The sequence below is a fragment of the Streptomyces sp. Alt3 genome, assembly GCF_030719215.1.
Classification (GTDB): domain Bacteria; phylum Actinomycetota; class Actinomycetes; order Streptomycetales; family Streptomycetaceae; genus Streptomyces; species Streptomyces glycanivorans.
In genome coordinates this window covers 5,767,944-5,782,738 of sequence record NZ_CP120983.1, presented here as the reverse complement: position 1 = coordinate 5,782,738, position 14,795 = coordinate 5,767,944, and the positions used below count along the sequence as shown (strand labels likewise).

The 14,795-nt window shown below is 67.1% G+C and carries 13 protein-coding genes; 5 read left to right on the top strand and 8 right to left on the bottom strand.

The features are described from left to right. Positions 1-24 precede the first annotated feature (24 nt). The 6 genes from P8A20_RS25445 to P8A20_RS25420 all read right to left on the bottom strand — a co-directional run bounded on the left by P8A20_RS25445 (position 25) and on the right by P8A20_RS25420 (position 8,091). Positions 25-2,631, bottom strand: a complete 2,607-nt coding sequence (locus P8A20_RS25445; protein ID WP_222723408.1) for an ABC transporter permease — start codon at positions 2,629-2,631, stop codon at positions 25-27. Beyond that, positions 2,628-3,386 (bottom strand): ABC transporter ATP-binding protein, encoded by a 759-nt coding sequence (locus P8A20_RS25440; RefSeq protein WP_222723407.1) that lies wholly within the window; start codon positions 3,384-3,386, stop codon positions 2,628-2,630. The genes P8A20_RS25445 and P8A20_RS25440 overlap by 4 nt, the downstream gene beginning before the upstream one ends. 271 nt (positions 3,387-3,657) lie before the next feature. After that, on the bottom strand, positions 3,658-4,638 hold the full coding sequence (locus P8A20_RS25435; RefSeq protein ID WP_147964352.1) for a hypothetical protein: 981 nt from the start codon (positions 4,636-4,638) through the stop codon (positions 3,658-3,660). Between the two features lie 150 nt (positions 4,639-4,788). Then, entirely contained in the window at positions 4,789-5,943 is a 1,155-nt protein-coding gene (locus tag P8A20_RS25430) for a tryptophan 2,3-dioxygenase (protein WP_306104297.1), read from the bottom strand. Between the two features lie 58 nt (positions 5,944-6,001). Continuing rightward, positions 6,002-6,913 (bottom strand): methyltransferase, encoded by a 912-nt coding sequence (locus P8A20_RS25425; RefSeq protein ID WP_306104296.1) that lies wholly within the window; start codon positions 6,911-6,913, stop codon positions 6,002-6,004. A 932-nt stretch (positions 6,914-7,845) separates the two neighbouring features. After that, positions 7,846-8,091 (bottom strand): hypothetical protein, encoded by a 246-nt coding sequence (locus P8A20_RS25420; RefSeq protein WP_147964350.1) that lies wholly within the window; start codon positions 8,089-8,091, stop codon positions 7,846-7,848. Between the two features lie 472 nt (positions 8,092-8,563). Here P8A20_RS25420 and P8A20_RS25415 point away from each other — a divergent pair, with 472 nt between their 5' ends. Genes P8A20_RS25415 through P8A20_RS25405 form a run of 3 tightly spaced genes read left to right on the top strand, consistent with a single transcriptional unit; the run spans position 8,564 to position 10,948 of the window. Further along, complete coding sequence (locus P8A20_RS25415) at positions 8,564-9,175, top strand: hypothetical protein (protein WP_261989072.1); 612 nt, start codon at positions 8,564-8,566, stop codon at positions 9,173-9,175. 7 nt (positions 9,176-9,182) lie between these two features. Beyond that, positions 9,183-10,499 (top strand): MAB_1171c family putative transporter, encoded by a 1,317-nt coding sequence (locus tag P8A20_RS25410; RefSeq protein WP_147964349.1) that lies wholly within the window; start codon positions 9,183-9,185, stop codon positions 10,497-10,499. Beyond that, on the top strand, positions 10,499-10,948 hold the full coding sequence (locus tag P8A20_RS25405; RefSeq protein ID WP_147964348.1) for an NUDIX domain-containing protein: 450 nt from the start codon (positions 10,499-10,501) through the stop codon (positions 10,946-10,948). Before P8A20_RS25410 ends, P8A20_RS25405 begins: the two co-directional genes overlap by 1 nt. Before the next feature lie 25 nt (positions 10,949-10,973). On the opposite strand, the gene P8A20_RS25400 is transcribed toward P8A20_RS25405, so the two are convergent. Continuing rightward, positions 10,974-11,849 carry a helix-turn-helix domain-containing protein gene (locus P8A20_RS25400; RefSeq protein WP_147964347.1) on the bottom strand — a complete coding sequence of 292 codons (876 nt, stop codon included), beginning with the start codon at positions 11,847-11,849 and terminating at the stop codon, positions 10,974-10,976. A gap of 853 nt (positions 11,850-12,702) precedes the next feature. Between P8A20_RS25400 and P8A20_RS25395 the strand changes: the two genes are divergently transcribed. Then, positions 12,703-13,599 carry an ArsR/SmtB family transcription factor gene (locus tag P8A20_RS25395; RefSeq protein ID WP_147964346.1) on the top strand — a complete coding sequence of 299 codons (897 nt, stop codon included), beginning with the start codon at positions 12,703-12,705 and terminating at the stop codon, positions 13,597-13,599. A gap of 80 nt (positions 13,600-13,679) precedes the next feature. After that, complete coding sequence (locus tag P8A20_RS25390; RefSeq protein ID WP_147964345.1) at positions 13,680-13,895, top strand: MbtH family protein; 216 nt, start codon at positions 13,680-13,682, stop codon at positions 13,893-13,895. Positions 13,896-14,238: 343 nt separating this feature from the next. Here P8A20_RS25390 and P8A20_RS25385 read toward each other — a convergent pair whose 3' ends face one another. Further along, positions 14,239-14,793 carry a flavin reductase family protein gene (locus P8A20_RS25385; RefSeq protein WP_261989071.1) on the bottom strand — a complete coding sequence of 185 codons (555 nt, stop codon included), beginning with the start codon at positions 14,791-14,793 and terminating at the stop codon, positions 14,239-14,241. Between the last annotated feature and the right edge of the window lie 2 nt (positions 14,794-14,795).

Below are 14,795 nucleotides of genomic sequence, written 5' to 3'. Positions count from 1 at the left end.
GGTGTCAGCGGCCCATCGGCCGGATCACTCGCGCCCGCCGATCGCGTCGACCGGAGCAGGCCTCATGGCGTACTTGGTGGCCATGGCGATCGAACCCCAGGAGAGCGCGACGGTGAGTGCCACGATCGCGATGAGGCCGAAGGGGGAAATGCTGGGAACGGGCGACTTCGCCAGCGAGTCGCTGATGCCGACGAGCGGCGGGATCGTCGCCAGCAGACCGAACAGCAGCGCCGAGAAGATCACGATCCTGGCCTCGCCGTTCATCATCGCGCGAACCTGCTCCCGGCTGGCGCCGATGAGTTGCAGCATGGCGAACTCACGAACCCGCGCCGCCGTCGCCATCACCAGGGTGTTCACGACGGCGATGGCGATGTAGCCGAGAAGCAGGGTCTGGAACAGGAGGTTGAGCGCCCAGTCGCCCGAACTGCCGGACCCGGGCGCGTTCCGGAATGCCTCCCGGTCACCCACCTCGACCGTCGGGTAGCGCTCGACGGCGTTCCGCAGCGCGCCCTCGAGCGTCTTCGCATCGGTTCCGTCCTCGGCCCTGATCAGCACCGCACTGTTGACCTGCGATGTCGTGTGCGCGACGACGAGTTCGTTGGGGAGGGTGACGTCCCCGAAGCCCAAGCCCCTCTCGTAGATCGCCACCACCCGTGGCTTGGTCACCGTGCCGTCGCCGAGCCGCAGGTCGACCGTTTCCCCGCGGTGCGCCCGGACGGTCTCCGCGACAACCCTGCTCAGCGCCACCGTCCCGTCCTTCAGCTTCGCGATGTCACCCTCGATCACCTCGAGGTCCATGGTGTCGGAGAGCCGTTCGGGCGCGACACCCTGGGCAGCGAAGACCTTGGTCGCGGTGCTGTCCTCGGACGGAAACGTCAGCAGCACCCGCATCCGCGCGACCGGCGTCACCACGGCGACCCCGGGCGCGCCGCGCACGGCGTCCACAGCCTGCGGGGACACCCCGGCGCCGGACGACGCGGTCAGCACGCGGTCGGCACGGAGGCCGGCCTCGAACTGCTCCTGCGACGCCGCGGTCGTCGTGGAAGCTCCGAACACCTGCACGGCGGCCAGCGTCACTCCCATGGCCAGCGGCGTGGCTGCCGTACTGAGCCGCCGTACGCCGGCCCGCGCGTTGGCATGGGCGAGGAAACCGGGTGCCTTGGACTGCCGGTTCAGGACCGAGCCGAACAGCAGGATGGCGCCTCTGAGCAGCAAGGGCCCGACGCACCCGAGCGCCACGACGAACAACAGGACCGCGGCAGCCGCGGTGTCGGCCACCGAGTCGCCCGAGACCGCGACATCGCTCACGGTCAGCAGCAGGCCGAGCGGGATGAGCAGGAAACCGATGGTCAACCGGATCCAGCCGAGCTTCTTGGGCTCGATGGCCGCGTCCCCGAGCGCCTCGACCGGGCTGGTCCTGGCCACCCGGCGCGCGACCAGCCACCCGCCGAGGCGGGCACTGACCATACAGAGCACCAGCGAGGCGAGGAAGGGCAGCCACCCCACTTCCATCCGGAAGTCCGGCGGCATCGCGTCGGCGAAGATGAACACGCCGCGCATCACGAAGGCGAGCGCGATGCCGGGGATCGCACCGACCAGGGCACCCGCCGACGACACCAGGGTCATCTCGGCGCCGATCATCCAGTGGATCTGCTTGGGCGTCGCACCGATGGCGCGCAGCAGAGCCAGTTCCCGCCTGCGCTGCTGCACCGACAGCCCGAGAGTGGTCGCCACCACGAACACCACGATCAGCACCATGGTGCCGCCGAACGACGCCGACGACTCGACCACCAGGCTGCGGGCATCGCCCACGTCCAGGAACTCCACGTCGCCGCGTTCGGTGCCGGTGCGTGCCACCACATGTGGCACCGCGGCCGTGATCCGATCGGCCAGCGCCCCCGGGGTCACGCCGGGTTCGGCGCGCACACCGATGGCGTCCACCCGGCCCGGACGGCCAGACAGTTCGGTCGCCCGGTCATCGGTGAAGAACACAGCGGACTGCCGGTCCAGCCCGCCCTTCGGCGGGCCGGCGATGCCCACCACACGGTAGGTCGAGGGGATCGAGCCGACCACGATCCGTACCTTCGAGCCGACCGACAGGTCCGCGCGCCGGGCAAGGTCCGCGTCGGGTACGACTTCGTCGGACGCGGAGGGCGCACTGCCCTCACGTAGCGGGAAAGGCCCGAGCGACGCGCCGGACCAGCCGTGCCCGAACACCGGGAAACCGTCCGGGCCGCCCGTCTCCTCGCCGTCCTGGTTCAGCACGCTGACGTCGATGTCGACGTCGCCGACAGCGGACTTGACACCGGGCACGGCGGCCACGGCGTCGACCTTCTCGGCGGGCAGCGTGACACGCTCGCTGTAGCGGACCTCTGCGCTCTCGTCCAGCCAGTACGACTGCTCCCCGCCGATGGCTACCGCCGTGCCCGAGTACCGCTCAGGCACCACACCGGTGTTGAGCCCGGACATCAGCAGGATCCCGCAGGCGGTGATCACCGCCGAACCCGCGGCGATCGCGACGAAGGAACCGATGAACCCCCCCTTGCGCCCCTTGATCGTGCTCCACGCAAGCGACAGGTCCTTGCGGTACGGCACCACGAGGCGGACCAGTCGTCGAATGAGGCGGATCACCACTCGCCCAGGTGCGTCATGCGCGACGCGACCTGCTCCGAGGTGGGGCGTTGCATCTCGCCCGCAAGCCTGCCGTCGGCCAGGAACACCACCGAGTCGGCGTACGAGGCGGCGACCGGGTCGTGGGTGACCATCAGCACCGTCTGCCCCATGTTGTCCACGACGTGTCGCAACAGTTCCAGGACCTGTTTGCTGGACCGGGAGTCCAGCGCTCCGGTCGGCTCGTCCGCGACCACGGCGTCGGGCCGGGTGATCAGCGCGCGGGCGACCGCGACTCGCTGCTGCTGACCACCGGAGAGCTCGCTCGGCCGCCGCTTGAGGTGCTCACCGAGGCCGACCGCGGTGAGCACCTCGCGCAGGAACGCACGGTCGGTCTTCCGGTCCGCGAGGCGCAGCGGAAGCGAGACGTTCTCCTCGACGGTCAGTGATCCGAGCAAATTGTAGGCCTGGAAGATGAAGCCGATTCGCTCCCGTCGCACCTCGGTGAGCTGGATCTCGTCGAGGTTCGACAACTCGACGTCACCCAGCCAAACGGAACCCGAAGTTGGCCGATCCAAGCCTGCCGCGCAATTGAGAAATGTGCTCTTACCTGAACCGGAAGGTCCCATTACGGCAGTGAAGGTGCCGCGCCGCAGTTCGATGCTCACGGCATCCAGGGCCTGCACCGGGCTCTTTGCCGAGCCATACACTTTGGATACCGAATCTAATCGAATCGACCAGTCAACTGGTGTGGCGCTGCGCGCAGTTCGAAACATGACTGGAGCCTACCCAGGCCGCGCCGCCACCTGCCACCCTCCCCCGTCACGGGGTGGTCGAAACCGCCGGAACAGGACATCGGTAATTCAGGGATCACGGAAGCCCCACACGACTTTCATGGAGAGTTCGAAGGACAACCGGAGGCGGGCCTGCTATTCGAACCGTTCGAACCGCCTACCGAACCCCGGAATCCCGGATATGCGGTCTTGCCGAGGCCTTCGGGCGGATAACCGGCAGCCCTCTTCGGCGAGGAGCTGCCGGCGTCGGGCGTCAGACGCAGTCGTACTGCGCGGGTGTGGAGGTATCGCTCCCGATGAGAGTCTTTTCGTCGGTGCTGATCGCCGTGAGTCCGAAGTAGTCCGAGACCCCGGACAACGGGTCGGCAACCACGCCGTCACGCCACAGGACAGCCCGCGGAGTCGAGTTGACGAACCCCAGGCCGCCCACGGTTCCCGCACCACCGATGGCCTTTGCCGAGATGGCGCCATTCTTGATGGTCCGGACCGGCGAACCCTGATCATTCCATTCGGCCGCGGCGTAAGTCGTGTCACTGTCCATACTGCCCACAACGCGCCCGTCCCGGATCGCCCACGGAGTGCCCATCCCGTTGGGGCCTTGTGCGGCGAGAGTGTGCCACTGACCGCTGGTGTCCGTGACGAATCCCTCCGTGTCGGTGTACCCGACGATCCTGCCCTGCTCGTCGATGTCGGTGGCCGTGAGACTCCTGGTCTCGGGGACAGCCAGTTCGCGGTAGGTCCCCGGGGCGCTCGCCGGCCACACCACCAGGACGCGCTTCGACCCGACCGAGGCGGTCCCGGCGATGTCACCGGCGTTGTTGATCGCGTCGGCCGACGAGTGGTCCCAGGACGGATCGAACGGCAGCGGAGCCGTCGTCCCGGTGCGGGTCACCGTCACGCCTGTGAACGTGCCGTCGAAGAGGCCGTTGCCCGCGATGAGGCCTGCCGCGTTGACGTCGACCGGCGTGATCGAGGGCAGCCGCAACACGACCTTCTTGTTGTCCCACAGCGTCCCCTGCTTCTCCTTGTAGCCGTACGGCCAGGTGCGGGACCTGGTTCCGGTGACGCCGACTCCGTATCGGCCGCCGTCGCTCGCGTACAGCGTGCCGAGATCGGTGGTGGGCGGCAGTTCCCACAGCGTCTTCTGCCATTGGCAGGCCGCCGCCTGACTCGTGCCGACCGGCACGAGCCCGAGTGCCGCCGTGAGCGTCGCCGCAGCGAGCACGCTTCTCATTCGTCGGTTCAACAAGGAAATCGTCCTTTCTGTAAAGGAATGCCTCTTTCGACAGCGGGGCCTGACAGGGCTCGCCGTGGCACGTGAGGCAGGTCGAGGGAGAACGGAGCAACGGCCGGGCACGGCAGCTCCGACGTCCGATCCGGTGGGTCAACGGAACGCGAACCCCAGCAGATCGAGCCCGGGTGCGGTGGTGATGGGTTCAGGGATCAAGTTGTCCTTGTGGACGAACCGCTTCAGGTAACCGGCACCTTCGGTTCCGCCGGATCCCTTGACCCCGGGCAGGTAGCGGCGGCCGAATCCGTAGTGTCTGCCGCGCCAGGTCAGCAGCCTGCGTTCGACTCCTGCGAGTGCCTCGGTCAGCTCCGGGTCGCCCGACCTGAGCACCACGTCGCGCAACGGACGCACCGAGCGCAGCGGCGGCAGGGTCAGTTCACGCAGGTGATCGAACTTCGAGTACGCCTCGATCTTGCGCGCGTCGTAGCCGTACACCGCCAGTTCCATCATGTGGTAGTTCAGCGACTGGACGGCGCTGGCCTCACCGGTGGCGTCACGGAAGTTCAGGAACAGGTCCGGGGTCAGCGTCTGCAGCATGTGGAATATGTGGCTGGGCAACTCCACGTAGTGGGCCAGCTGCGCCATCAGCGCTCGCGCCTGGCCGTCGCCGCGCCCGATCGACGTCCGCGCCCTCACAGCGAAGTAGCGGATCAGGTAGAAGGCCAGCTCGCACGCCTGCACCGAGCGCAGGAAGACGTTCTCGTGATGGTCGCCCGAGGCGAGGAAACCGGAGCAGCGGGTCAGTACGAGCGCCTGCCAGCACGCCAGCCCGTCGCCACGCGCCCGGTCGATCACCTCGGCTGCCGTCGTGTCCCCGTCGGTCTCCACGCGCAGCCGCCCGATCTGCTCGCGCAGTGCGTCCAGCCTGGCCAACCGCTCCTCGGTGTGATCGGCGGCCGTCAGCCGGGGAGCCGCGCGCCGCTCGACCGCGTCCAGGTCGGCCAGCGTCGCCTCCAGCGCCAGCACGGCACCGGCCACGGGTTCGGTCGGATACAGGTCGAGGAACCACGAGTAGACGTGCAGGTTGGAGTAGCGGTAGTACTCCGGGATGGGTTCCCGGCTGAACGTCCGGGTCAACAGTCGCATCACCTCGCTCCCGGCTCTGCGGTCCGCGTACGTCTCTTCGTAGAGCTTGGCCAGCAGGGCGCGCTCATCCCCGGTCAGCGCGCCTCGGCCCGCCCTCTGCTGAAGCTGTATGACCTCGTCGCACCGTCCCGGGAATTGCAAGGACGCCAGTCCGGTCTCCATCTGTCCTCCATGGCTGCGGTCGGAGCCACGGGCCGTCATCGAGCCGTGGCATGACGTTTCATCTCTTGAGACCGATGACCAACTGCTTGTCCTGCGACGTGCGATGCACCTCGCAGTCGACGAACCCCGCGCTCTCCAGCAGGCCGACGTACTCGGCCGCGGTCCTGTGCCGGCCCTTCGCCTCGACGTGCATCGACAGGTTCATCACGGCGGTGGGCAGCGGCCCGCGGCGGTCGTCGTCGAAGAGGCGGTCCATGATCAGGACTCGGCCGCCGTCGGCGCACGCGCGATGCGCCTTGCGCAGCAGCTCCAGGCCGATCTCGTCGGTCCAGCCGGAGAGGACGTAGCCGAACGCGACGCACTCGGTCGACGGGAACTCGTCCTGGTGGAAGTCACCGGCGGCGAAGTCCAGCCTGCCCTGCAGGCCGTACCGCTCGACGGTGTCAGCCACATAAGGGCCGACCTCGGGCAGCTCGAACACCGTGGCGCTCAGGCCGGGGGTCGCCTCCAGCGCGGCCACGCAGAACGGCCCGCTCGCACCGCCGATGTCCACCAGATGCCGGACCTCGGCGAGCCCGGCCATGGGTACCAGTTCGCGGGAGACGTCGTAGGTGAGCTGCCACATGGCCTCCAGGAACTCCTCGGTGAGTTTCGGAGTCCTGTACATGACGTCGAACGGGGCAGGCAGGGCGGCGTCCACGGCCGACTTCCCGGCCGTCAGGTAGCTGTCCAGCTGCGGCAGCCGACCGAGGGTGCTGTTCATCACATGGCTGAGGAAGCCGCCGACCGAGCGTGAACTCTCCGGGTCGAGGAAGGGCGCCATCTCCGCGGAGATGCGGTACGCACCGTGCTCGTTCCGCTCGATGACGCCGAAGGAGTCGAGGAGGATCAACAGCCGGTCGAGGGTCTCCTCGTCGAGCCCGAGTTCACTGGCGATCTTGCCGGTGGGCGCCTCCTCGGCAGTGAGCAAGCCGAAAACACCGTGCTTGCCCGCCAAATGCACTGCGGTTGTCGCATACACGCCGTACATCGCTTTTTCCAACGCACTGGGTAGCATTACTCAATCTCCACATCGTTTCCTTGTGCGGTCACGCAGTCGCGACTCGAATCGATTTGCGCCCGTTTCCCGAGTCGCACGGAAGACTGACGGCGAAGACGGAAGAAGTACGCGACCACGACTGGGCAGTACGGCCTTATCGGCTTCTGCGAGTGGAGGCTATGCGCGGGCAGCGAGGCCCTCAAGGAAGTTGCTTTGTGGTTCAAGGATCGAGGCAGCCTCGCACGGACGGCATCGACGAGAGTTTCCCTATACGAAGCATTCGCTCGGGGGAAAGAGTTTTACTCCTACGGCAAACAGCGAGGTCGCGAGGCCGCTCCGGACTGCTGGCCGGTCGACGCACATCGAGCGCCCCGTACGGATTCACCGCCCAGGCACCGTCGCGGATCCCGGGGGCGTGCGCCTCGGCGGCCGGGGCACAGGCCGATGCGGGGACCTTCCGTACGCGATTGTGGTTCGCTTCGGTGATCACCTGCCGGCCGATTGGGACAGCCGGCGTCCGCGCCGGGCGAACCGGGCGACGAAGTCCCCTGTTCGTCGCCCGGTGACCATGAAGGTGTGGGTGCCGCAGGTCAGTTGGCGCTCCCGCCTCACGCCGTCTCGGCCTGCGGGTCGACGGCGTGACACCACCCGCTCAGCGCCGCCTTCAGGGGGTGTCACGACTCGTGACGGACCCAGCAGGCATGCCGAGGGTGCTGTCGCATGGCCCGCACTGTCTTCCATGCCCCTTCGCATGAAGAGGAGTTGGGCGGCCTGGATCCGGGCCCGTGGGGTCGTTGCGGCGGAATCGGCGTGGGCGACGCCGGGGGTGAGGGCGGTGTCACGGCGCCGGGTGCGATTGTCGGTCACCGCGCGCCCGACGGCCCACTCCAACCGATGAGCATGACGCCATCGCGGGCGCCGGTGGAGAGCAGGTCGCGCTGGAACAGCATCACTCCGGCGGCGCCGCCCATGAGGACGTTTGCGGTAACGCCTGACACGAAGAAGTGGGCGGCGCCGAGGACGGATGCAAAACGAGTGCACAGCGGAAAAACATTCGAACACGCCATCGATAGAGGCAGATTTGCGCCAATCTCAATGTCGAGGTCCACACCAGCGTTCAGACAGTGATTGGATCGCCTACGATCGCCGAGTTGACCACCCATGAGCTTCGCGACCAAGCGGCCGACCAGCAATGGAGGTGACGCGCCACTGCCGCACGAGCGCATCTCGCACCATGGTTTTTCTCGAGATCGACACGGGGGCTGCAGGCATGTCATTTCGGACGACTGAAAGTGTCGCCCAGGTGAACTTGGAGCAACACAAATTTCCACCCATCGTCCAACACGAGGACGCCCGTCGGGTTGACCTCCGGAAGACACCAGGTCCTTTACCGCGGCATCATTTGACGCCTCGGCGGGATTTTGTTGCATTTCTTGCCATGAGCGTGACTACCACTTCCACGGTTCCCTTTCGAGACTCTTTCAAGACGTTCGCCGCCCTGTCGCCGACCATTTCCCGGACGCACCATCGGCTGCACGTTCCATCTCTTTTCGGACATGAGGCCGAGGGGAGCCATGGGTGATGAAGCGGACAAGGCGGCAATGCCCCGGCTCGGACCTCACGGCCAGCGCGCTCGACAAGTTGCGAGCCCGGCGCAAACGGCGCGTTCTGCGGCATGAGACCGAGCGCCTGGTGGCCTCCATGCCGATCCCGCGGCCCTTCGATCTTGATCGTTTCGTTGCGAATATCGAGCAGGCCCGCGGTCGGCGCATCGTCCTGAAGCCGATGCCGGCCCATCTGGCCAACCTCACCGGCTTCTGCGGCCTCTGGATCAAGCACGACACCCGGCCCCTCGACCTGATCCTTCATGTCCAGGGCGGTTCCCCCTCGCACGAGCGCCAGATCAAAGTGCACGAGCTCGTCCACCTCTGGGCGGAGGATGCCACCGGGGTCGTCGGCACCGACGAGGTCCTGCGAGACCTCACACCGGCGCGGGTGGAGCAGTTGGTAGCCACCGGCCAAGCTGCCGGCCGGCGCCGCTACGACACCGCGATCGAGAAGCGCACCGAGGACGCGGCCGCCCTCATCAGCCGGCGAGCCGACAGCCCTGACCTCATCGAGGACTCCGTAGCCCGCCGCCTCGCCGAAGACTTCGCCTACCCGTTCGGTAGCGATACCCCCAGCACGGAATAGGTGGCCCATGACCGTGACCGATGCGTTCGCCTGCGCGATCGCAGGCCTTCTACTCGTCCAGGCGGCCCTGAGAGCCAAGTCCGCCTGGAGCGGGCGCCGTCGCGAGCGCTCGCTGTGGGGTGCGTTCGCCGCGCTGGCGGTGAGCTGGTTGTGCCGGACATCGACGGTCAACGATCTCCTGGACGCGACGGGCATCTACGATCTCGGCTTCCTGGTCAAGCACGCCACGGCGATCGTCGGTATCTGTGTGCTGTTGCGCTACGTCACCGCGGTCTACGCGGACGCCGGCCACGCTGTGGATCTGCGGCGTAGCGCACGCCTGTCCGCCGCCGTCCACCGGATCGCCACGCGCGCCTCGTTCGGCACGATCGCCGTCATGACGGCCGCGTTCGTCTTCCTGCTGAATCCGCCGGACACCAGCACCCTGTTCTTCCTGGAGCGCCACGAGGGAGATCCGGGTCTGCCGATCTACATGGGTCTCTTCTACCTCTACATGGGTGCGGCCGCCGCGGTCTGCGCCGTCCAGTGGGGCGGCGCGGCCCGGGTGACCCCGGTTCGGTCGATCCGTATCGGCATGATCCTCATGTCCTGCGCGATGGTCATGGCCGTGGTGTACGTGCTGCTGCGTATCGCCTTCGTCGTGACGATCACTGTGACGACGGTGTCCGACGGCACCAGCCATGCCCAGGAGACACTCACAGACTCCCTGCTCTACCTGTTCTCGCTGCTCTGGGGGATCGGCGCCATCGCACCCGCCAGCCGAGCGGGCTCCGAGCGGTACCGGGCGGCCCGCAACCTCCTCTCGCTGCACCCGCTCTGGAAGCGGTTGGCGGCGGCCGCACCTGACGTCGTACGTCACAGGCCCAGCCATCTCTTCGCGCGCCTGCGGTTCGTCGGCCGGTCCCTCGACACCTTCCGCGACGTGTTCACGAGCCCTGACGCTTCCTTGCCCGTGCGTGTCAACCGCTACACGGTCGACATCCGCGACGCGATCTTCGAACTGCAGCGACGAGCCCCGGCAGACCTTGCCGAGAAGGCCCGCGACCATGCGCAGAGCGTGCCGGACGGTCTCCACGACACCGAGATCCGGGCCGAGGCGCTGTGGCTCCGCGCTGCCCTGCTGTGCGGGATCCCTGCGATTCACGGCAATTCTGCCGCTCCGGCACCGTATCCCTTCGGCCCCGGCACCGACCCACGGCACGAAGTGCCGCACCTGCGGGCCGTGGCCGCGGCGTACAGCGGCATCCGCAACTCCGAAGCCCGCACCCTGCTGGCGATGACCGGTGCAGACCACGCCGGCTCTCCAGACGCGAGGAGCCACTGATGAACGCCACCCCCGCTCGACCGACCATGTCTGCGGCGGCCGTCCTCACCAATGGCCAGGGCGAGTACCTCATCGTCAAGCCCGGATACAGGAAAGGCTGGAACCTGCCAGGCGGCGGGGTCGACGAGGGCGAGACGCCCAGGCAGGCATGTACGCGTGAGCTCAAGGAGGAACTCGGCATCGACCGGACGCCCGGGCGCCTCCTGCTGTCCGCCTATGTGCATACTGCCGACGGACCCCACATCTACTGGGTGTTCGACGGCGGAACACTTTCCGCTGAGCAGCAGAAGGCGATTGTGCTGCAAGAAAGCGAACTCACAGCGTTCCGCTTCAGCGCGCCCGACGAGATCTCTCCGGACGAGATCCCGCCGTCGCGCAGGCCTCTGTGGGACGCGGCGCTCGGCGCGCTCACGGGCGGCAGTACGGCCCATGTCGAGGTGGCGGGCTAGGAGATGCCGACGGTAGGGGCGCCTGCTACGTCGGCATGCCATCCGCATCCGTGCCGAGGATCTCCGCCATGGTGTCGCTGATGAAGTCCCGGAGCTGATCCCGCGCTTCCTGCGAGATCTCCCTCTCTCCGCCGCGCGCGGCCATCACCGTGTACTGGCTGCGCACGGCTCGCGCCGAGACGACCAGGCGGTCGATCTCCGGATCACTGCTACGGAAGAACACCGGGGGGACGTCGAATGCGAGGGCCAGGGCATCGAGAACGTCATCCGGGGCAGTCGGCAGCGTACCCGTTCGCAAATCCCTGACCAGATCCTCCGTCAGGAGGGCCCTGCCGCTTTTCCGATTGCCGGCCGAGGCGAGGTCCGCGTCCGAGGGCACAACGCCATCGTGGATCTCCGTCTGCAGGTACTTGAGCTTCTCGGCAACAGTACTGACGACCTGTGACGACGACGTCTTCTTCACCGGCTCCGAATCCGGCACATCGTGGCTGAACGATCGCCTCTGTGCGGCCAGCAGTTCAGCGCGGGTGACGTTGTAGGCGGCTGCCAGCGCCGTCACGGCCTCATCGGACAGTGCTCGCTTTCCCTGTTCGGCTGCGCGGATCGGCATCGGCGACGCGGTGTTGGTGCAGCGCGTGGTGTCCGACTGCCTCATACCGGCGTCGCAGCGCAGATCGGCGAGGTTGGGTGGCTCCAGCCGCGGAAAGAGTTCGTCGAGTTCGGCCCCGACCATCGCGGCGATCGCCGGCAAGCGTTCCTGCGGCGGCGTTGCCAGCTGGTTCTCCCAGCGGTAGACGGCGTTCGTCTTGACGTTCAGGCCTGCGGCCAGATCGGACTGCGACAGGCGCTTGACCACACGGCAGTCGCGCAGCTTGCCCCCGTCGAAGACGCGTTCGGGCACGAGTACTCCACAGAGTTGGCGGGTGAGACACTTTAACCACTTGATCGGATCGAAGGAAGGCGATAAATTCACCTTTCAGTGATTGGCGGGCGATCGATCCCGCTTCCCGCGGGAAGCGGTTCGGACCCGGCCACCGAGGTTCCCGAGGTCATGTGACGGCCGCCGACGTACGCAGTCCCGAAGGTTGTGTCGACGGCACCAGCATTGCCTCTTCATGTGCGTCCATGTGCCCGGCCGGACACATGTGGACATCACCAGCACCGCCACGAAGAGGTTGCCTCAACCAAGGCCGGGACGGCATCAGAGGCTCCAAGGATGTCGGTACAGCTCAATCAACGGGGGTGTCGTATCTGGAGATCGACGGGTGAGCACGGGAGCGGGCAGCACCTCGGGCCTGCGCCGCGGCCTCACTTCCCGAGCGGCCGATCGGGGCCGGTCGGAAGCGGTCACCACCTCGGAGGCGTGATGCGGTACGGAGACCTGCGGAGGCGGAGTCTGCCCGACACCGCCGCCGAGCGCGAAACGATCAGGTTCTCTCACCAACTCGAGGACCCCGACTGCAGTACTGATGGGGCTTCGCCCCAGCCCGACGAGCCACGTCCGGGTGGTGCGCGCTCGCCAGGCGCCGCTGCCGTGTCGACTTGACTCGATCATGCATCGTTTCGACAACCTAGCAGGCTAGTGGAGGTCTACTCGGACCAGCTTGAGACTTGATCACGATGTGTGATATGTGCGGGCGGCCTCCCGCGCAATTCCTCAGTCGGGCGCGTGCCGTAGCCCGACGGATCGTGGTGACGTGCCGAGGTGCCGAGGTGCCACTCGCCAGCATTGACACGCACAGGGGGACAGAGACTTGAGAATCCACTTCACGGTTGACGATGTCGCGCAGTTGAGCATGATTTCCTCGTTAGGGCCCGTCGTCGAAAGCGCATTTGCGCTGAAACAGTTAGGCAGGCAAGGCAGTCCCGCCTTCCGCGGCTGGCGCAAAGGAGTCCGGGAGCAGCTCGGCACCCGCATCGCCGCGATCGAGCAGCTCGCCGACCGGTGCAGCATCGACGAGTTACTGCCGTTGCTCAAGCTCTACTCGAGCGGCAAGTCCGACATCGGGGTCGACGAACGCACCCGTCAGCAGGTGCGAGCTACCTTGTTCGAGTTCTGCCAGGTGGCCGTGTTGCCGCACTGGCGGGAGATGCACGGTCACATGGAATCGGTGCGGGACGCGTGCGGCCGGATCGGCATCGCCAACGGTATGCACGCCCTGCTGGACAACCTCCATCCGAAGCTGAACTGGAAGCCCCCGGTCCTGGAGATGGCGGGGGAACCGGACCACGATGTGTACCTCAACGGGCGAGGAATCGTGCTGTGCCCATCGCTGTTCATGGTCGGCAAGGCCTGCATGATCCTGGAAGACGTCCTGGAGATCGGCGTACCTGTCCTGGTCTTCTCCGTGCCTGTGGACACCGCGGTCGAGACCGAGTTCTGGGGTCACCACAAGGGTGGCGAGCAGGCGTTGAGCGCCCTGGTCGGGCACACGCGCGCCGCCGCGCTCCAAATGCTCTCGGAGAGCTGCACCACGAGTGAGCTCTCACAGCGGCTGAACATCTCGCTGGCCGGCGCCAGCAAACACGCCACGGTGCTGCGTAAGGCGGGACTGGTCACAACTGCCCGTAAGCGCAACACGGCGCTTCACTCCCTGACGCCCCTCGGCGTGGCGCTGCTGCGGCAGCGGCACGCGTCCAAGGTGTCGTGAGCACGGCGAAAGCCTGAAAACTCGGATCGAGCCGCCGATCCGCGCGGGCTCGACCACAACCTACGAAGGGGAAGCAAGCCATGAGCGTCAACCCATTCGAGAACCCGGACGGCACCTACCTCGTGCTGATCAACGACGAGGACCAGCACTCCCTTTGGCCGTCCTTCGCCGAGGTGCCCGCGGGCTGGACGGTCGCCCTGCCCGAGACCGACCGGCAGTCGGCGCTCGACTACGTCGAGGCGAACTGGACCGACATGCGGCCCAAGAGCCTCACGGCGGTGACGGACCGGCGCTGAGCGGGCCCACGTCCCAAGGCCCCGACCACGGGCCCACAGCGGTCGTCGAGAGCCTTCCTCTCCGGTGGAGACCGGAGAGGAAGGCTCTCTCGTTTCGGTGGGTGTCGCCCGGTATAGCTAGCGATACCGGTCTTTTACAACCAGGACTACGGCGCGGCCCAGGGGTGCGTGCTTCACTTGAGGCACAGCACAACACACGGGAGTCCCCCGGTGGTCGGATCGTCCCCCGTCCCGACCGACCGGTTGCGTGTTCCCCAACGGCACGGGGCCCACGCGAAAGACGGTCCGTGCGGAGTCACACACCTTCGGTGACCCGCGCGGACCGCCCACCCGCAGAACTACTTCAACGAACCTGCCAGGACGAGTACTCCCTGAGTCCGTACAACAGTGGTGACCGGTTGTCCGCCACCTCCGTCGCCGGGTGATCCACGCGGAACACCTCGCCGAAGACCACCGTGTGGTCACCGATCCGGACCATCCGGGTGATCCGGCAGTCGGCGATCGCGTGGGCATCGTCGGACAGGTGCGGACCGGCTGCTTCCGAGTCGGCCGACCAGCGCAACAGGTCGAACCGATGAGGCGTTCCGGAGGCGAACAGGTCCGCCGTCGCCCTGGCACGGGCGTGCAGCAGGTTGACCGCGAAGGCGGAGCGACGCGACATCGCCGCCAGAGTGGGACTCCCCTCGCGGAGGCACACGAGCAACGTCGGCGGATCCACCGCCACACTGCACACCGACGAGCACGTCATTCCCCACGGCTGCCCGTCGAGGTCCGATGTGGTCACGATGGACACACCGCTGGGGAACGTCGACATCAGAGAACGGAACTGCGCCGGCGCGACCGCCGTCATCGTGGTGGAGCCTCCCATGGCGCCGCCCTCCGCTCCGGAATCCATCATCG